Source organism: Neorhizobium petrolearium (assembly GCF_029854435.1).
Taxonomy (GTDB): domain Bacteria; phylum Pseudomonadota; class Alphaproteobacteria; order Rhizobiales; family Rhizobiaceae; genus Neorhizobium; species Neorhizobium petrolearium.
Window position 1 is genome coordinate 506,487 of record NZ_CP123001.1, and the last position, 18,052, is coordinate 524,538.

At 60.3% G+C, this 18,052-nt stretch carries 12 protein-coding genes and 3 pseudogenes; 10 read left to right on the top strand and 5 right to left on the bottom strand.

Features of this window, described 5'->3' with window-relative positions; genetic code table 11:
* Positions 1–6 precede the first annotated feature (6 nt).
* The 4 genes from QEO92_RS29260 (at position 7) to QEO92_RS29275 (ending at position 7,156) form a co-directional block, all read left to right on the top strand.
* A complete protein-coding gene (locus QEO92_RS29260) occupies positions 7–3,480 on the top strand; it encodes a c-type cytochrome (RefSeq protein WP_227705619.1) in 3,474 nt (1,157 codons plus the stop codon).
* A gap of 102 nt (positions 3,481–3,582) precedes the next feature.
* Positions 3,583–4,893: a hypothetical protein gene (locus tag QEO92_RS29265; RefSeq protein ID WP_227705620.1), complete on the top strand. Its 1,311-nt coding sequence runs from the start codon at positions 3,583–3,585 to the stop codon at positions 4,891–4,893.
* A 111-nt stretch (positions 4,894–5,004) separates the two neighbouring features.
* On the top strand, positions 5,005–6,171 hold the full coding sequence (locus QEO92_RS29270; RefSeq protein WP_227705621.1) for a hypothetical protein: 1,167 nt from the start codon (positions 5,005–5,007) through the stop codon (positions 6,169–6,171).
* A gap of 142 nt (positions 6,172–6,313) precedes the next feature.
* Complete coding sequence (locus tag QEO92_RS29275) at positions 6,314–7,156, top strand: hypothetical protein (RefSeq protein WP_227705622.1); 843 nt, start codon at positions 6,314–6,316, stop codon at positions 7,154–7,156.
* 399 nt (positions 7,157–7,555) lie between these two features.
* On the opposite strand, the gene QEO92_RS29280 is transcribed toward QEO92_RS29275, so the two are convergent.
* The 3 genes and pseudogenes from QEO92_RS29280 to QEO92_RS29290 all read right to left on the bottom strand — a co-directional run.
* Positions 7,556–8,857, bottom strand: coding sequence for a YbfB/YjiJ family MFS transporter (locus tag QEO92_RS29280; protein ID WP_227705623.1), 1,302 nt, complete (start codon positions 8,855–8,857; stop codon positions 7,556–7,558).
* Complete coding sequence (locus QEO92_RS29285; RefSeq protein WP_227705624.1) at positions 8,743–9,192, bottom strand: GNAT family N-acetyltransferase; 450 nt, start codon at positions 9,190–9,192, stop codon at positions 8,743–8,745. The genes QEO92_RS29280 and QEO92_RS29285 overlap by 115 nt, the downstream gene beginning before the upstream one ends.
* Positions 9,186–9,470 (bottom strand): annotated as a pseudogene (locus QEO92_RS29290) (alpha/beta hydrolase); the annotation flags it as partial. The pseudogene QEO92_RS29290 and the gene QEO92_RS29285, both read right to left, overlap by 7 nt.
* Before the next feature lie 70 nt (positions 9,471–9,540).
* On the opposite strand from QEO92_RS29290, the pseudogene QEO92_RS29295 reads away from it, so the two are divergent.
* Positions 9,541–10,538: pseudogene (locus QEO92_RS29295) on the top strand (IS5 family transposase).
* 296 nt (positions 10,539–10,834) lie between these two features.
* Here QEO92_RS29295 and QEO92_RS29300 read toward each other — a convergent pair.
* The gene (locus QEO92_RS29300) at positions 10,835–11,284 is read right to left on the bottom strand and encodes a hypothetical protein (protein ID WP_280107533.1); all 450 of its coding nucleotides are present in this window, start codon (positions 11,282–11,284) and stop codon (positions 10,835–10,837) included.
* A gap of 372 nt (positions 11,285–11,656) precedes the next feature.
* Between QEO92_RS29300 and QEO92_RS33340 the strand changes: the two are divergent.
* Positions 11,657–11,803: pseudogene (locus QEO92_RS33340) on the top strand (winged helix-turn-helix domain-containing protein); the annotation flags it as partial.
* A gap of 159 nt (positions 11,804–11,962) precedes the next feature.
* On the opposite strand, the gene QEO92_RS29310 reads toward QEO92_RS33340, so the two are convergent.
* Positions 11,963–12,385 carry a hypothetical protein gene (locus QEO92_RS29310; protein WP_280107535.1) on the bottom strand — a complete coding sequence of 141 codons (423 nt, stop codon included), beginning with the start codon at positions 12,383–12,385 and terminating at the stop codon, positions 11,963–11,965.
* Between the two features lie 102 nt (positions 12,386–12,487).
* Here QEO92_RS29310 and QEO92_RS29315 point away from each other — a divergent pair, with 102 nt between their 5' ends.
* From QEO92_RS29315 to QEO92_RS29330, 4 genes are all read left to right on the top strand, one after another.
* Complete coding sequence (locus QEO92_RS29315; protein ID WP_280107536.1) at positions 12,488–14,065, top strand: AfsR/SARP family transcriptional regulator; 1,578 nt, start codon at positions 12,488–12,490, stop codon at positions 14,063–14,065.
* 75 nt (positions 14,066–14,140) lie between these two features.
* Complete coding sequence (locus QEO92_RS29320; protein WP_227705627.1) at positions 14,141–14,590, top strand: hypothetical protein; 450 nt, start codon at positions 14,141–14,143, stop codon at positions 14,588–14,590.
* Between the two features lie 222 nt (positions 14,591–14,812).
* Positions 14,813–16,579, top strand: a complete 1,767-nt coding sequence (locus tag QEO92_RS29325; RefSeq protein WP_227705628.1) for a hypothetical protein — start codon at positions 14,813–14,815, stop codon at positions 16,577–16,579.
* Positions 16,580–16,587: 8 nt separating this feature from the next.
* On the top strand, positions 16,588–18,006 hold the full coding sequence (locus QEO92_RS29330; RefSeq protein ID WP_227705629.1) for a hypothetical protein: 1,419 nt from the start codon (positions 16,588–16,590) through the stop codon (positions 18,004–18,006).
* Positions 18,007–18,052 lie beyond the last annotated feature (46 nt).

The window sequence follows — 18,052 nt, forward strand, 5'->3', positions numbered from 1 at the left end:
CGACTGATGAAGCGATCGAACCGTCATGCCACCATATTTGGTGCCGCCCTGGCTACGATGCTTTGCGCAGCCGTGCCAACTCTCGCGGCGGATCTGTTTGCGGCTGGCCAGTTCAACGACTACGAACCGGATCTCGCCAACGGTGAAACGCTGTTTCATGCCTCGTCCTGCGCCAGCTGCCACGGCGTGGACGGCGATCCGACCATCCTCGGCGGCGGCATGCGGATCGAGACGAAATTCGGCAATCTCTATGCGCCCAATATCACCGAGGACAGCGAGGCGGGGGTCGGCGGCTGGAGCAACAGCGATTATCTGAATGCCGTCATCCACGGTACCTCGCCGGAAGGCGACAGCTATTACGGCGTCGCCTTTCCTTATGCCTTCTATTCCAGAATGAAGCCGGAGGACGTGCTCGACATCAGGGGTTATATCGCCACGCTGCCGAAAAGCGATGCCGGTTCGCGGCCGCATGAGGTGAATTTCCTCAATGCGCGCCTGCTGAAGCTCTGGTCGACGGAAAGCGTAGCGCTGCCGCCACCACAGCAGAACGCGCAGATGGCGCGCGGCCAGTATCTTGTCGAGGGCGCTGGCCACTGCGCCCAGTGTCATACGCCGCGCAAGGCGGGTTTCGGCCTGTCGCACGAATTCGACGAGGCCCGTCCGTTTGAGGGCGAGACCGGCATATTCGGCGACTATGCCCCTGATATCTCGGCGGCGCGGCTTGCCGAATACGAGCCGCAGGAATTCATCGTCGGCGTTCTCGCCGAAGCGCACAAGCTGAGTGGTTCGCCGATGGCACGCGCCTCGATGCGGCGGATCGCCGCCGAAACGGCACAACTCTCCCTGGACGACCGGGCGGCCATCTATGCCTATCTGTCAGGCAAATTCGTCGATGTCGCGACGATTACGGACAAGGCCGCGGCAGTGCCGGTCGTCGTCGCCGATGCCCAGCCAGCGGCGGGCTCGGATGCGACAGGACAGGGAGCGGCGGGCTCTGGTGACCTCCAGCAGCGCATCGCCGCCTTCTGTTCCGCCGAAACGGCATCGGCTGCGGCCTCAGCCGTCAGGCCGGCGGCAAAGCTCTCCACCGCTGTCGATCCGGAACTGGCCTCGCGTGCCGACAGTGTCATCGACAAGCACTGCCGCAGCTGCCACGGACCCGGGACAACCTACCAGAAGAGCTTTCTGACCGGTGATCTCGCCGACATGGCGCGTGACGGCGACGTCGTGGTGCCCGGCGATCCCGATGCCTCGCGCCTTTACGAATCGATTGCTGGCAACCGCATGCCGATCGGCCAGAAGATGACTCCTGAGGAACTGACGACGCTGGCCGACTGGATCCGTCAGCTCGGCCAGGACAGGCCGGCCGAAGCGGCTGCCGCCGCGCCCACACGGAGCGAGCCTCAAGCCGCTGCTATCCTGCCGCGCTTCATCGGTGGGCCGCCCGCGGAGCTGCACCTGGCGGCTCTGCAGGACATGAACGGCCTGCGCGAGGCGGACCGCGTCTTCACCCGATATTTCTCGCTAGCGGAATTCCCGCTGCCGCCAGTCGATTGCGCCGACATCGACAATGCCAATCCCGTGCACGCGTTCCACGCCGCGCTCAACAAGTTCGTCAACTCTGTCTCGCGGGCGCAGTCGCTTTCCAAGGTGGAGCCAGTTGCCGGCACCGACGGCGCATTGGTGCGCATCGATATCAGGAACTACGGCTGGACCGGCGAGGACTGGCAGGCGCTGACCCGCGGGGTCTATACACGTGGAGCGGAGGCCGCCGGCTTCACCGCAGACGCCTGGGCGCGGCTGGCTCGCCGCTATCCCTATGCTGTCGATCCGCAGACCGATCCGTTGCTGAAGGCGATCGCCACCAGCGCCGACGACCTGGTGCCGATCATGCGGGCCGACTGGTTCGTCCGTTTCGCCTCGGAGGCGCCGTATTACGACATGCTGCTGCGGCTGCCGCCGCAGATCGCCGACCTCGAGAGCCGGCTGGGCATCAATGCCGACCACAATATCCGCAGCATGCGGGTGGAACGCGCCGGCTTCTCGGCCGGAGCCTCCGGCGTGTCCGACCACAACCGCATGCTTGAGCGACACGAATTGGGGGCTGGCGGCTACTACTGGAAATCCTACGATTTTGCCGGCAGCAGCGAGCGCCAGTCACTGCTTGCCCATCCCGACGGACCGGCCTGGATCAGCCCGACGCCTTCGAGGACCAAGGCCTTCGAGCATGACGGCGGCGAGATGATCTTCAGCCTCGCCAACGGCATGCAGGGCTATTACCTGTCGACCGCGGCCGGTGACCGGTTGCTCGTCGGGCCGACCTCGATCGTGTCCTTCCGCAAGAAGGAGATCGGCAAGGGGGTGGACATCGTCAATGCGCGTTCGTGCTTCGATTGCCACGAGAACGGCATCATCAGCAAGCGCGACGAGGTGCGCCGGTTTGTCGAGACCAGCACGCTGTTCGACCGGGACCAGCGGGACATCCTGCTGCAGCTCTATCCCGACCAGGCCACCATCGACGCGCGCTACAAGCAGGATTCAGACCGCTTCATCACGGCACTTACGGCGCTCGACGCCGTGCAGCCGAGCGCGGCGGGGCGTCCGGTCAGCCTGCAGGCGCCCACCTCTGCCGGTGGCGGCGAGATCGTCACCTTTATGGCCGACCGCTTCTTCGACAATCTCGATCTCGACATGGTGTCGCGTGAATTCGGGCTGGATCCCCAAACCTTCCGCGAGCGGGCGATCTCGCTCGGCGATCCGGTTCTCTACCAGGTTGTCGCCGACTGGCTCTCCAAGTTTGACGGCGGGCTGCTCCTGACGCGCGAGCAATACGAGGAATACTGGGCGGCGCTGCTGCCGCGCCTCACCGATGTTGCGCCGCTGCAAGCGCATGAGGTGGCGTTCGTCCATGACGACGTCGCCACCGCCGGCAGCGACGACGATCTGGTTGAGCAGGCCTTTGCCGCCATCACCAAGAAGGCGTCCGCACCCTTTACGCCTGCCGCGACCGAAGCCTACCGGCCGATGCAGGCGCCCGCTAAGGCATCCGGCGCCCTGAGGCTGGAACTGTCCGTTCCCGAGGTGAAGGTTCATGTGAACGATCTCCTGACTTTCACCGTCAGCGCCAACAGGCGCTGCGAGCTGCAGATCCTTTACGTGGAGGTCAACAAGAACATCGAGGAACTGCCGGCTGGCGTTCTCGGGCCTGTATTCCTGGAGGCCGGCGAAAGACGGCAGATCCCCTATCCGGGGTCGGGCCTGCAATTGCGCTTCGACGAACCGGGGCTTGGCGAGACCATGCTCGCGTTTTGCAAGGAGGGGGGACTTGGCGCCGACCGGCTTTCGGCACACCAGGCGCTCAAGTTTGCCCGCGAGCATTTCCAGCCGCTGAAGCGCGGCCTGATCATCGAGGCAGCGGAAAAGGCCGCGCGCCCCGCCGGCGACAGCGCGCTGAATGCGGTGACATTCGATGTGAGGTGATTGAACGAGGGCATCGCCACGAGGTGGGCAGCAGGCTCAAGTGCGCGGCGCGGGATCGGTTCTGCGCCGGCTTGACGAAGAAGGCCCGGAAAGGAAGAACAAATGAGACATCCGGGCCTGATCTGCTTGCTTGGTCTGACCGCGCTCCTTTTCGGAGCCTGTTACAGCGGTGCGCAAGCGCTCGATATGTATCGCAATTCGACGCGCTATGAGATAGATGTGAAGACGCCCGACGGCCTCAAATTCCATGAGGCAGGCGTCGACAGGGTGTTTTCCGCAGACGGGATCGATGTCAACCTGCGGCTTATTCAGGACCGATACGACACATGCGCTGACCTGATCGAGGAGCGGCAAAGCAATCGCCGGAAGGACGGATATACGGTCGCTTCGGATCGTTCATTGAGCCAGTTAGCCTGCTCGGTGACGCTCAAGAACCCATTCGACGGCCAGATGATGACGTCGCACTATCTCTGGATCGACGTGTGCAGCTGTTTCGCAGCACTCCATTTCCGCTACGCGGAGAGTTCCTCCGCCGCAATGGCCAAGCTCGCCGCTCCGATTATAGCCTCACTGAAAAAGAGACGTCATCGGTCTTCCGATGCGCCGGCGCCGGAAGCGGCGACAAACGGGCAAGGCACAGGCGGCGTGAAGTGCGTTCCCAGTCGTTTCCAACAGGGACTGTGTACCCTGATGGACAAAAGGACGAACAGGCCTTTCATTGGGCAGACCACCTCGACCGTAGACCTCACGAACAACGAGCTTAAGCAGCTTCCGAAGTTCTACGCTGCGCTCGAGCGCGCCGATGCGGTCCTCAGGAAGCGCGGCATGTCATCGACCAACAGGCGTCATCTGGTCGAAGCTCTGTCCCACGGCGATGAAGGCAATGCCGGCTATGGCGCTTTCCAGCTTTATCTCTCGAATGTCTTCAATACCGCCTACGATCCGCGCGCCTCTGTCTCCGAAAAGGCGTGGAGAAGCCCCGCCACGATTCTCAGCCAGTTCGCATTCTATTTCCCGCATTACTACGATCCGATCTCCGGTCGTGAGGTCGATCGCTCTTCCGTGGAGAGCCGGGCACGTGACCTGCCTAAGTGCTTCCTGAAGGGCGATCCCGAACGTGATTGCCGACCGCTGCGCTATCACTGGTGGGTCGGCTGCTGGATCCGCCCCGAAGATCGCGCAAAGGTCGTCCGCGATCTCTCTCTCTGGCGGATAGACGGGCTCGGAGACATTCCGATGATACCTGTGGCGGTAGCCTATGAGCCCTTCGATCTGTCTAAAGCCAGCCGCGCCGACCAACAGAAGCCAAAGAAGCCGACAGGCAAGAAGAAGGTTGCGAGCAACGACAATCCGGCCGGCCGCATGGCCTGCAGCAGCATCGACGTCTGGGAGGGCGGCGAGGAAGAAAACTGAACGTCATGCGACACCGGCCGCGGCAATCATGCGATTGTCCGGGCGAGCGGCGTGTCCCGTGGGGCAGCCGTCATCACGAGCCAAAACGAACTGTGGGGAAAACGGATATCAATGAAGCTATTATCATGTGTTGCCGTGCTTGTCGGCTCTCTGCTCGCCACCCAGAACGCCCAGGCGATCGATCTCTGGCGCAACCAGAAGCGCTATGACATCGACATTCCGCCTCCGTCCGGTATTCCCTTTGCCAGGCAGGGGGTCGATCGCCTGTTCACGATAGCGGGTCTCGGCAATCTACCTGACATTTCCGGCACGCTGCGACTCATCCAGGACGAGATGACGGAATGCGGGACGCTCATAGAAGGCAGGAAGCGCAACTACCTCAGGCAGGGCTACACGCAGGTCTACGAGAACTTGATACTGCCGCGCCAATGCGTCATCAGCCTGGGCAGTCGCGAGCACGACAACATGATGTCCTCCTATTACTACTGGCTTGAAATGTGTCGGTGCTACGCGGCGGTACATTTCCGCTACAAGGCTGTCTCTGGTGGTTATTTCGAGGCGAGTAGGGACCATGTTCTCGGCCCGTTGGAGACGGCAGCCCGCGCATCGACAAGCAAGGGTCGATTGGACGGTTCTGCCGCGCTCGATGCCGACTGGATGGCGGCGATTCGGATATTGCGTGATCGCGGCTTTTCGCCCCGGATGGCCTTGACCATCCAGACGAGCTTCTTCGGCTACAGTCATGCCAACGGCATTTCGGATCCCAGGATGCCAAGGCGTGCGGGCGTGGATTACATCGCGCATATATGGGGTGCGAAAAAGAAATCCGGGACCAGGTGGGCGTTCGAGGAAACCGGAAACGATGAGACTATCGGGCAACCCGACCTGGCATTCGATATGGAGAATGGCTTTGATTTCTGGGGGAAGTCAGTAAAGCCTCAGGACGTCGCCCGCTCAATTTCCGATTGCTACAAGAAAGTCGATTATGCCCGAAAATGCAAGATGACCTATCACTCGCGGATGGGCTGCATGATGACGGAAAAATGGAAGCGCTTCTGCCGCAAGACCGTAACGGACAAGGACTTCCGTCAGTATGGAGACCTCTGCTTGTGGACACCGAAAGGCGATTTGCCGATGGCGCCGATGACGACTGCGGCGGAAAAAACGGTGACGCTGCCATCTGCCGAAAAGGCAAAAAGCCAGGCCATGATTGTGAAGCTGCGAAAGGCTCCCGCCTGCGACGACGGCATGCTGAAAGCCTATGTTGGCAAATACTGAAGATTGGCTTCAAGGTTTCATCCGGCGTGTCGCGTCATGAAAAGACCATTTGCGCAGCACGTGCCTCATTTGGGGCATGTGCCGTTCGGCCGAGGCCGTTACTCTTCTGGGAGACAGAGTATAACCGGAAAAATCCGCATCCATGCCCTTCTTCCTCCTACGATTGCTGTTGATTCAGCTTTTTGCCGGCGTCGTATTATTAGCAGCGTGCGATGGGGTTAGCGCGGTCGAACTTTTCCGAAATGGCGCGAAATATGAATTTGATGTGCCCCTCCCTGGCGGCGCCAAATTCCAAAGCGCAGGCGTCGACCGCAATGCGACCATTCGCGGCATTGGAATAAACTTGCATCTGATCCAGGACCGTTATCCCGACTGCAAAACACTGGTTCGGGAGCGGATGGTCGGTGTCGCCGGCAGGCGATATCGTTACGATGACGAGAGTGCTGTTCTTACAAAAGGTGAATGCAGGATAAAACAGTGGAATAACGAAAATGTGCATATAACCTCCCATTGTATCTGGGTGGAGATATGCGGTTGTTATGCTATAGTACATTTCACCTATCCCTATGAATTGGAAGATCGCTATCAGAAGATCTCTGCAGCGGTAGCCTTGGCCCTCCGTCGCGCTTCCAGTGCCGGGGCTCAAAAGACTTTTCGTAGGGACGGCCTCGACGAAGATTGGCTTGCGGCTATCAGGGTTTTGAAAAAGAGGGGATTTTCAGCCTCGCAGGCGCATGCATTTCTGCAAGACAGCGCTCATATAGAGGTGGGTCCGAGAGGCTTGCTTGACCGCTACGCCAAGCTTCTCGCCGATTTGTATGGCACCAGCGTGAAAAGCGTTCAAAACGGCCCGGCCGTAACCGCAACGTGGGCCTATGACGTGCAAACCGGTTATCCGCTGCACGTTGCGAGCCCTGTGGAATCGCAAGGAACGTTGCGGCTTGCTATCAGAGAGTTGGAAGTTCTGGAAGTCATGCCAGCTTAATATCATCAAGAAATGGTTTGCCCCATGACGAAGAGTTGGCAGACTGTCTGCGGCGCTTACGAGGACCCTAGGACAGACGGTATGATCGGCGCCCCTTGTTTCTGGGAACCTCGTGGCGGCCTGCCCGTCCTGGTTGGAGGGAGCGGGGCTTTGCGCAGGTGTGGTGGTGGGGGCACGCCGAGATCTGGAAAAAACCGAATTTTGGGCTGGATCTGGTCGTTCACTGGCGTCGACATGGTAGACGTCCGAAGTGTGACTCTATGGAGGCTTCGTCTGAGCTTCCCGCAGCGGCTCGGAGATCCGATCTCTGCTAAAGATTGCGGCGCGGTGCCGAAATCCCGCGTGGCTGAGACTGGCGATTGCAAGTCGCCGATCCGAAACCTGCGATTTGCTCCAGGCCTATGGCCCAAAGCTCTGATCGCGTTGAAGCTTCGCGAGCAACATGGCGACGAACAGCAGGAGTGCCGACGTCCATAGACCGCCTGCGAGGTTCTCCATCAAGTCATTGATGAAACCAGTCGCGATTGGCCCGAGCATCTGGCCAATTCCGAAGAAGATGGTGAGCATGCCGATAGCGGCGGCCCATTGCTCAGGGCGGTAATTGCGCCGGACAAATGCTGTCGTGGATGCAACAACCGAGAAGAATGCGCTGCCGAACACGGCGGCCGATGTCAGCAACGGCGGGACACCTTCCGACAGGAGAGGAAGGGCGGCGCCGATCGCTGTAATGCCAGTCAGGATCGCAAATGCGTTGCCGTGCCGAAAACGCTTGAGAATGGCCGCATAGAGCCATGGCGATGCAATTGTTGCCAGACCAATCGTACACCAGAACAGCGCCTGAAAACCCGCGCTTCCTCCGCTATTCTGCACCCAGGCGATCATGAACGTCATGTAGGCGATGTAACCTGCTCCGAAGACGGCATAGCCGGGAAGAAGCCAAAGCATCGACTTGTAGCGCGGCTGCTCACGCGCGACGGAGGAGGTCACGATATTTTCGCCGCGTGCTGCCAGTAGGCCGATTGCCAGCGGCACGGATAGGATGGCCAGCGCCGCCCAGGCAGTTGCCCATGACTCCGGTCCGCTTCTGTAAAGGATTGCGGGGACGGCGATGCCAGACAATAGGATTCCGAGTCCTGGACCGGCGTAGAAAAGGCCGAGCATGAATGCAGAGCGCTCGGGATTGCGCTGCGCCACCCTGACCGCAAGCACACCCCCAGATACGAAAGTCAATCCACCGCCGGTACCAGCGAGCAAGCGGGCGACGTTGAGTGGCAAGGGATGGCGGAAGAAGGCGCAGAGCAGAAGGGCAAGGATGCAAGCCCAAGCCCCAGCGACCACCGCGCGGAATGCGCCGAACCTCGCACTTGAGCGTGCCGCGAGCAGGGCGCCAAGCAAGTAGCCCGCTGCATTGGTGGTGTTCATCCAGCCCGCATCCGCATAGGTCCATCCCAGATCGGCGCGCATGTCGGGTAAAACCAGTGCGTAGGCGAAGCGTGCGATGCCAAGTCCAATCGCCGGGGCTAGGGCCAGCGACGCAATAACGATGAGATCGTGCCTCCTGGCGGAGTGGAAGCGGACAGCCATCGTCATGATGCCGTGTCGATTTGATAGATGATCGATTGGCGGCGGGACGCAATTCGTTCGTAAAGGCGTTGCGCTTGCGAATTCTGCGCGTCCGTTTCCCAATAGATGCGGCGCCATCCTTCGCGCTTCCCATGATTTTCCAGATGACTAATCAGCGCTGTAGCCACTCCGGCACCACGCGCACGAGGCGAAACCCAAAGATCCTCAAGATAGCAGACGGATTTCAGGGAGAATGTGTGTGGGTGAAGAATGGTGTGAGCCAGCCCAACCGATCCCGCATCGCCGGCTGCCAGCCAAGCCTGCATTGGATAGGCGTCATCGATTATCCGCAGCCAGAGTCCGTCAACGACAGCATCATCCATGTCCTCGGCTCCGAAATCGGCGCAGTTTTCTCCCCACAAGCGCCGCCAATTCCGTCGATCGTTGACGCCTCCAGTCTTGATGGTCAACATTGGTGCTCCTTCATGGGAGTTGCTTGCGTCAGAAGGCGGCCGGGTGAACCAGCCGGGATCTCGCCGGATCGAAGCCATGTCAGCGCCAGGGGCCACAGGCTGTCCTTGAAGCGGTCATGGAAAAAGGCGAAATGTCCGATCGCCTCAACGCCGATGTCTTCGGGAGCGATATGCCAATGGCGCCAGGCACTGGCCGTAAAATAAGACAGTAGCCGACCGAGCGCGGCAGGCGTTCCGTGGGAATCGTCGTCGAGGCCGATCGCGAGGATCGGGGCGTTGGTGCGGGGATCAAATTTCAACGTTTTGCAACTATGTGGCTGCGATCGAAGATAGCAAGATTGATCCAGCATGCCGCACAAACATAACGCCGCCCGCCGCCATCACATCGGTAAGATGAAGTTCAAGGTAACGAACTGGGCGGAGTATGAGGCGGGCCTTCGCCGCCGGGGCAGTTTAACCCTTTGGATAACGCCGGAAGCGTTGGCGGGCTGGGCAGCACCACGTCGCAAAACGCGCGGTGGTCAGCCTCTGTATTCGGATCTGGCGATCGAAACTGCTCTGATGCTGGGCATGGTGTTGGGCGGCGTTTGCGACAAAGCGAAGGGCTTCTGAGTTCGGTGCTTGACATGATGCGATTGGGTTTGCCCGTGCCCGATCACACCACGCTAAGCCGGAGGGCCAGAACCTGGAAGCCATCGAGCAAAAGCAATGACCGCCAATCCGTGGTGGACGGGCCGGTTCACGTCTTGATCGATAGCACGGGATTGAAGATCTATGGTGCTGGCCAATGGCTGGAAGAAAAACACGGCGTAAAATCCCGACGCAGCTGGCGAAAGCTGCATCTAGCTGTTGACGCCGACAGTGGGGAGATCATTGCACATAGTCTGACAGATCAGGAAACCGGCGATGCCTCGCAGCTGGAGCCGTTGCTGAATCAGATCGACGATGAGATCGACCAGTTCACTGCCGATGGAGCTTATGATGGCTATCCAACCTACGACGCAGTTCTCCGTCACAGCGCAAACGCAAGGGTCGTCATTCCACCGCGCTCGAACGCTGTTGAACGGCCCAACATCCAAGCATCCTGCCAGAGAGAGGATCACACAGCATCCATGCAGGCAGATGGTCGACTGAAATGGCAGGCATTGACCGGCTATGGTAAACGAGCTTTGGTTGAAACCGCGATGGGTCGATACAAGGGCGTCATTGGACTGCGTTTGCACGCTCGGTCATTCCTCGCTCAACAGACAGAGGCTGCGATCGGCGTCGCCATCCTGAACCGAATGCTTGCCTGCGGACGCCCGAAATCCGTTCGTTGCCAAGCCTCGACGGGAGCAACCAAGTAATCGGCCCATCAAAGACCGACTTCCGCACATTTGCTGATACCCGCACCAACGCCGTGGCCGATGCAACGTTGGCGTCGCAATTCCTCAGGAGCCCTCGGTTCTTGGTCCGACTTGGTATAAAAGAACCCGATCGGGCTAACTTCGTTTGACCAACTACCTCTTCATGCTCGCAGACAAACATGATTATCGCCGCAAAACGCTGCCCTTCCGTCTCGAGATAATTGCGTTCAGACACATATGATCCGTTCGCAGGCATGCGGCCTTGGATGTGTTCATGGGGAGGATATCCTTGCCGCCTAGTCGGCGCGCGGGCTCGGCGTCGGGCTCAAAGCCGCATCGCCTACGAGGGGGGTTACTTGAGTGCCCATTTGATTGCAAAGCTGGCTGCGCCGCACATCGCAGAAATTGTCCGGCGCACCAGGATCACCGGATTGATCGACCGCGTGCTTGGCATTGGCGCATGCTGGATCGCCGCACCAGCCGGATATGGCAAGACCACGGTGATGGCCGACTATTTGTCGGGCGCCAGGGCGTCGCATGTCTGGTTTCGAGCCGACGAAGGGGACCGGGACATTGCGCGCTTTTTTGACTACTTGGCGCAGTCCCTGCCATCGTCCACCGGCCTGAGCATGCCAGTTTTCGGCGTGGAATATGCCGAAAACCCTCGTGATTTCGCCCGCATATTTTTTTGTGATTACTTCGCTCGGCTGAGAGCGGGCACGGTCCTGGTATTCGATGACCTTCACACGGTCGACACCCCTGCCTTCAGGGATGTTCTTGCGGTTATGCTTGGAGAGCGGCCGAGTTGGCTTCGTTTCGCGTGCCTCTCTCGGACCCTGCCCGGCGAAGAGCTTGATGGGCTAGTGCGCTCCGGCGCGGTGACCATCATCGATCAATCCGTGTTGGAATTTTCCGATATCGAAGCTCGCAGTTTAGTCGAACTCAGGTTGAAACAACGAGCCGCGCAAATCGATATCAGCAGTGCTCGAGGATGGGCCGTCGGGCTTGTGCTCCTGGCCGATAGAGGCGGTGTTGACGACGTTCTCAAAGCTGAGCCGTCGGTCTTCGCTGCTCTTGGCGGACATTTCTTTGACACGCTTCCGGCGTCCGAGCAGGAGATGCTGCTCACGCTTAACCTGTTGCCGGAAATCACGGCCACCTTGGCGAACGCAATCACCGGATCGACCGAGGCGGGAAAGCTGCTTGCCCGACTCTATGAGCGCCAATTTCTCGTCACGAGGGCCGAAGGCCAGAAGGAAACCTTCCATCTGCATGACCTGCTCCGCGATTTCCTGGACCGTCGCTTTGACGAGAGGCTTTCGGATACCGAAAAATCCGCGTTACGGGCAAAGGCGTCGCTGGTTCTTTCCGAGGCCGGGCGAGTGGATGACGCAATCGGGCTCGCGTTGGATGCCGCCGCGTGGTCATCGGCCCGCGACCTCCTGCTTCAGCGCGCTGATGCGCTGATAGCCACGGGCCGCCGCGCATCGCTTATCGAATGGCTGGGCAGGCTGCCGCAGGGGGAATTGACCGGCTGGCTGCTCTATTGGGCCGGCGTTGCCCATCTGGCCGACGATGCAGAGGCCGAACGCTGGTTCACACAAGCCTGGCAGACATTCGAGGAAGAGGGTGATGAACGCGGCAAATACCTGACGGTCGCACGTGTCGTGCTGGTCAAGACAGACAGTTGGCGCACTCATCATGGTCTTTCGACATGGACGAGGCGTGCGATCATCCTTGCCGCACAAGAGGTTCCTCAGCTTCCGGATGAAGAGGACCTGCTGGTCCATATCGGATTGCTGCGCGCTCACGACTTCGCGGATGAGACTGACGGCGATATTGGGCATGAACTAGCCGAACGGCTGCTTGACCGGCTAGGAGACGCGAGCCGGAGCTTTCCGAGCGGGCTTCGCCTCCATGCAAGCGAGACCCTGATCGAACATGCGGTCATGACGGGCAAGGCCGGCATTTTTGAACGGGCGGTGGATCATGTCCGCGGCGATATCGCGAAGCCCGATGTGCTTGCCTGGCACCTTGGCCTCTGGCTAGTTGCTTTCGGCGCGGCCAACGGTCGCTACTTTCGATATTCGAGGCGCGATTTTCCATACACGACAGCAGAGGAAGCTCTGCATGCCGCCATCGACATTGGTGAGCGGGAAGCGCTCAAAGGGGTGGAATTCGGAGCGCTTTATCATCTGCAACTGCAGATGAAACTACGCAATGACTTTTCGGCATTCAGCCGGCTGGTAATGCGGCTCGCCGAAATTGCTGACAGCCGCTACACGACACAAGTTGCCGTCGTCGCCGATTGCCGTGCGGCATTGCATACCTGGCAGAGGAACTTCACCGAGGCTTATCGCGATTGTGAACGCTTCATGGCGGCTATCGAAGAGGGCGATGAACCGCTCGTCGAGCGGCTGCCTCATTACATCACCAAGTTTCAGGTGCTCCTCGCGGATCGCCGATCGCAAGAAGCTGCCGACCTGCTCGTGGACCTGTTGCCACGACTGCAAGGCGGATCGTTACTTCGCGCGCGGCTATGCGTCATGGCCGCTGAGGCGCTTCGCGCGAAATGGCAGGGCAACCCGGCCTATGAAGACCGCTTGCGAACCCTTTTGACCGAACTGACTGTTGCCGATTGGCGCGCTGTTCTACTGAACCTGCCTGATCTGCTTTCGGATATTCTCGCCGATGCGATCGAAAGGGACATCGAGACCGAGTTTTGCTCGAGCCTGATCCGCGAGCGCCGTCTTGCGCCGCCGGCTCGCCGTCCAGCCAGCTGGCCGTGGCCTCTCAAGATACATGTGCTCGGCGGTTTCCGACTCGAGCGCAATGGCGCCACCATCGAGCTTGGTCGCAAGCCGCCGACGCGCGCGCTCGACATCCTACGCACCCTGGCCCTGTCGAAGGATCATGCCTGTTCGATCGAAACGCTGCAGGATTGGCTTTGGCCGGACCTCGACGGGGGACAATCAAACGCCGCTTTTGAGCAGGCGTTACACCGTCTGCGAAAACTGCTTGGTCAGGCAGATCTGATTACGCTGCGCGAAGGAATATTGCGGCTCGCGCCGGACAAAAGCTGGATTGATCTCGACGATTGGCAGTACCGGCTGAAGGCGGTCTTGGGTGAAGTCGGACAGATATCCGCAGAGAGAATGCGTGTGTTCTACAGCTTTCCCGGCCCGCTCTTCTTTCGGCAGGCCGAACCGGCCTGGGCAGTCGCAACGGCGGAAAGCGTTCGTGACACCTATATCGATCTTGCCATGCGCCTTGGCCAGCTGCGTGAGGCGGAGGACGACGGCGTTCAGGCCAGGGCAATCTATTTACGAGCGCTCGACTACTATCCCGAATCCGACCGGCTTCATGGAGCGCTGATTGAATCGCGGCTGGGAAGCGGCGATCTGGCCGGTGCGGTTGAGGACTACGAACGTTATTTGCGTCTGCGCAAAGCTGCCGGAGAGCTGGATCCTTCCCCGACGGTCCAGGCCATTGTCAGAAGATTCAAACTTTCGCCAAGCGGTGGCTGAGCCGTAAGCCATCCGTAAGGGCGGTTCGCCTAGCGTTCATGCGTGTAGTTGGTATCTACGCCAGGAGGAACGTCTATGTGGAAGGATCGCGCAAATCGGGGCTTGTATCTCTTCGAAGGAAGCAGTGACGACCCGGGAAACAGGACATGGCAGATTTTCAACCATGTCCTGGGTGAAAGCAATTCAGACACTTATATCAGCCGGGACTTTTACAACGTCCAGCAGACCGCCGGGGGACTTCCCGATGGTGTCAGCTTCGACCAATTCCTGGGAATGATCCAGGGGCATGTGCGTAGTGAGCTGGAAGGCAGCAGCTTTGACGACGACTTCAGCGACGAAGACTTTAAGCAGGCGGCGCTGACGTTTGACGACAACATTCGCCGCCATATCCGTTTCCTGAACGGTGTTGTTCATCAAGGCTCTCCCGGAGAGGTCCATGTCGCGCTTTGGAACCTGATCCTGGAAAGCCGCGGCGACAGCCGCAGCATCTACTCATGCTATAGCGACTATCTCGTCGACGCCTGACGACACCGCGCCGGATCGCCCCAGCGGCGGCAATGCTGTGATGCAAAGCGACAGGCGCGCACGGCGATCTGCGCAATTCGCGCAAGCAGCAAGCAATTCTCCGGCCTTGCAGGCCGCCCATACGGCATTCGTGCAGCGCGGGCGGCCATGCCTGATTTTGTCTCGCTGGTGGTCAGGCATCTGGCCGACAATGAACGCAACCATTTCCGAAGGAGCCTAAAAATGCCTGGAAACGAACTTCAGATCACAGGCGGTATTACCCAGGCGCTGCTTGATGCGCTGAACCAGATCCATATCGCCGTCGCGGCCCAACTCGTCAATCCGGACGGCTCGCCATCGAGATCGGCCGTCTACATGCATCTTCCGGTCGGCCAGCCGATCGATCCGAAAATGTACGCAAACCCCTGGACGCCGGCGGGCGGCAGCGCCTACGGTGCCGTATCCAACACAGGCGCCTTTACGGCGCCTACGCCACCACCGCTCCCGGAGGGGACGCCGGCAACGCCTGCCGGTCAGCTTACGGCAATGCCGCAGCCCAATCCGCAGCTGCAACTGGCGATCAACAGCGCATTCAACACCGCGCGACGCGTCGACGACATGCTGATGGTCACCGACAAGGGGGTTGCCGTCTCGTGGCCGCAGCGGACGGTCAGCATCGAATATTTCACGGCGTTGTCGGGCATGCAGGCCGAGCCGATACCGGAGCCCTCCGCCGACATCAAGAAGCGTATTGCCGACGCTCAGAAGACCCTCTACCTCATGGATGCAGACGGCAATTTCACCGGCTATACGCCGCGCCATACCGCCTATCGGCGCAATCAGAAAGCCCTGGCCGACGCGCGCAGCGAGTATGCGCTGGCCTATTCCCAAGCAATGTCCGATCCGGTCCAGGGACAGGCCTGGCCGGTGACCAGCGCCAGATACCAGAACGCCGTCGACCAGGCTTACAACGACTTCAGGGACATGGGCGGGCAGGAGATCGAGGACGCGATCGCAACGCTTCAATCGATCGGCGGCAGCGCCGCCGCAGCCCTGATCGCCAAGGCGCGCAAGATGTACGACGACTACAGTATCGGTCTTGGGGGTGCAATCGCCGTCAAGGTTCCGTGGTCGTATGTCGATCCGGTATCATGGTGGGACCACACCAATCGTGATTTCGGCGTCATGAAGGTCAAGGCGTCGTCGACCCAATACCAGACAAGCGGCGGCGGCGGACAGCACAGCTTCGGCCACAGCTTCTACACCAATGAATCGTCCTCGACGTCGGGCAGCGCAGGTTACCATGTCTTCGGCTTTGGCGCTTCGGCCAATGCGTCGCACAGTTCGACTAGCCACGACGACGGATGGAACACGGATCAATCGTCCTGGAACTGGCACCAGGACCAGAGTTCGTCCGCGACCGTGAGCTTCGAATGGTTCGTCGCGAGCATCGAACGCCCGTGGCTGCTGGGCGATCTCTTCCATATGGACGGCTGGTACCTTGCCGGGCAGAAGAAGAATTCGATCAGCGACGGTACGATAGAGGGCCAAATCGGCGACGTGCCGAAACTGCTGCCGATGATTCCGAAAGCCTTTCTGATCGTGCGGAACGTCACGATCACCGCCGACTCCTGGGGCAGCATGGGCTCGGTCTTCCAGAGCGCCACCGACAGCGCCAGCGGCCATACGGACAGCAGTTCCACGAGCTACGGCGGCAAGGTGGGCTGGTTCGGCCTCGGCGGCTCCGTGCAACACTCCAGTTCGGAAAGCAGCGGCGCGTTCAGCAACCAGCACGACGCTTACCAGGGCTTTTCGTTCACCAGCAGCGGGACCGGCGGGACGCTCGAACTCTTCGGTTCCCAGATCGTCGGCTGGATCGGCCAGATACAACCGGCCGCGCCACGCAAGGACGATCCTGCCTTGGCCAATGGCGGTTCGAACGACACGCCCGCCGATGCCGGCGGATCGCCGGCCGTGCCCGAAGACGCCAACGCCGCACCGCAAAACTGAGGTGCTCCATGAGCCACAATTCCGACCAACTCGCGATCCTCGGGCAGAAGGTCATCGACGCGCTGATCGCGACCTATAACCCGGCCAATGATCCGTCGATAGCGCTTGCCCTCCATCCGGGGCAAGCGCTGGCCGACGACATCGTCCAGAACGGCGTTACAAATCCCCTGCGGCTGTCGGAGTGGCTTGAGGACCAGTACGACTATCCGTTGTGGCTGAAACGCTCCGACGCCTCGTCCATCTCGACGGCGTCAGTGGGCGCCGTGTCGGCGAAGTCCACCTATCTCGCAATGGTCCCGTGGGCACAGCCGAGCGTGCCCGCGGATTCCCCGGCTTATGCCCGCCTCGCCGCCCTGATCGCCGGTGCGCGCCGGGATCTCGGCGACAATCCCAACGCTCTGCCTTTCAGTTGCGAACCGACCGATTTCGCTCAGGCCGACAGCACGGCCTGGCATGTCTTCGACCAGAGGATCACGGCTAGCAGCTCGACGACGACCACATCTTCTCCTCCTGTAAGGGCCAATCCCCAATTGTGGAAGATGCGTCGGGTTACGGATGATTTCCTGTCAACGCTGCCGTCGACTGTAGAGATTGCGGAAAGGCGCAGGGCGTTTACCGCGGAGCTGGCCGTCGAGCCGCGCACCGAAGTCGTCAGAAGGTTGCGCACGATGCCCAATCCGGCCGAACTCGCCGCCCAGCCAATCGAGTTGATGCGGGTGGCATCATCATCGCCATCTGCACCGGAGCCGGTCGCGTTGCGGGCGATCGGTGCTGCCAACCTTCGCGCGGCAACCGTGCGGCCGGTCACTCGCAGCCTGGTTTTCAACCGCAGGCACCTGATGAACATGGAGGAGCCGCCGCTCGTCGTAGAGGGTCATACCGGCGAGGCCGCGCCCGTCAGAACCTTCGACAGGAGGATGCTCGACAGGCTTTCGGCGGTACAGCTTCACGATCTGGTGCAGACACCGGCGGTCACGGAGGTGACGACATCGGACAGCGAGCTTCACGTCCATTTCGAATATTGCCTTGTCGCGATCACCCGTCGTCTAGCCGGTACCCCATGGTGGCGTTCCGATCTGATTTTGGAAGACGACTGGTACGTACCGGGCATGAGACGTGGCGATATGGTCAAGCCATCAACCGACGAAGCTTATGCGCACTGCTTGCCGCAGGGCCTGCTTCTGGTCCGCAATGTTCGGTTTAGTGGTTCATGGACAGCGGAAGCTCGCGCAACGATGGAGAATCCGGTGTCGTTCCTAGGACCTTTTCTGTTGCAGGCGCCCCGAACCGAGGCCGTCAGCACGTCCGATGTCGAGCAGGTGAGCGTGCTCGGGATCGGTACGCAGGTGATTGGCGAACTTTGTCTTCCGCTGCCGCCGTTACCGCCGGCGGACGACCCGGATCTGGCGGTCGCTCCCGCCGGCTAGGAAGGGGGAAGGCGTCCAGTCGGGACTCCCAGCGGCGCCCTCTTCC

What these genes read in the sequence shown, in the direction of transcription:
- QEO92_RS29260 (WP_227705619.1), top strand. Translation starts at nt 7, where the DNA reads ATGAAGCGATCGAACCGTCATGCCACCATATTTGGTGCCGCCCTGGCT.
- QEO92_RS29265 (WP_227705620.1), top strand. Translation starts at nt 3,583, where the DNA reads ATGAGACATCCGGGCCTGATCTGCTTGCTTGGTCTGACCGCGCTCCTT.
- QEO92_RS29270 (WP_227705621.1), top strand. Translation starts at nt 5,005, where the DNA reads ATGAAGCTATTATCATGTGTTGCCGTGCTTGTCGGCTCTCTGCTCGCC.
- QEO92_RS29275 (WP_227705622.1), top strand. Translation starts at nt 6,314, where the DNA reads ATGCCCTTCTTCCTCCTACGATTGCTGTTGATTCAGCTTTTTGCCGGC.
- QEO92_RS29280 (WP_227705623.1), bottom strand. Translation starts at nt 8,857, where the DNA reads ATGGCGCCGCATCTATTGGGAAACGGACGCGCAGAATTCGCAAGCGCA.
- QEO92_RS29285 (WP_227705624.1), bottom strand. Translation starts at nt 9,192, where the DNA reads ATGTTGACCATCAAGACTGGAGGCGTCAACGATCGACGGAATTGGCGG.
- QEO92_RS29310 (WP_280107535.1), bottom strand. Translation starts at nt 12,385, where the DNA reads ATGCCCAATATCGCCGTCAGTCTCATCCGCGAAGTCGTGAGCGCGCAG.
- QEO92_RS29315 (WP_280107536.1), top strand. Translation starts at nt 12,488, where the DNA reads ATGACGGGCAAGGCCGGCATTTTTGAACGGGCGGTGGATCATGTCCGC.
- QEO92_RS29320 (WP_227705627.1), top strand. Translation starts at nt 14,141, where the DNA reads ATGTGGAAGGATCGCGCAAATCGGGGCTTGTATCTCTTCGAAGGAAGC.
- QEO92_RS29325 (WP_227705628.1), top strand. Translation starts at nt 14,813, where the DNA reads ATGCCTGGAAACGAACTTCAGATCACAGGCGGTATTACCCAGGCGCTG.
- QEO92_RS29330 (WP_227705629.1), top strand. Translation starts at nt 16,588, where the DNA reads ATGAGCCACAATTCCGACCAACTCGCGATCCTCGGGCAGAAGGTCATC.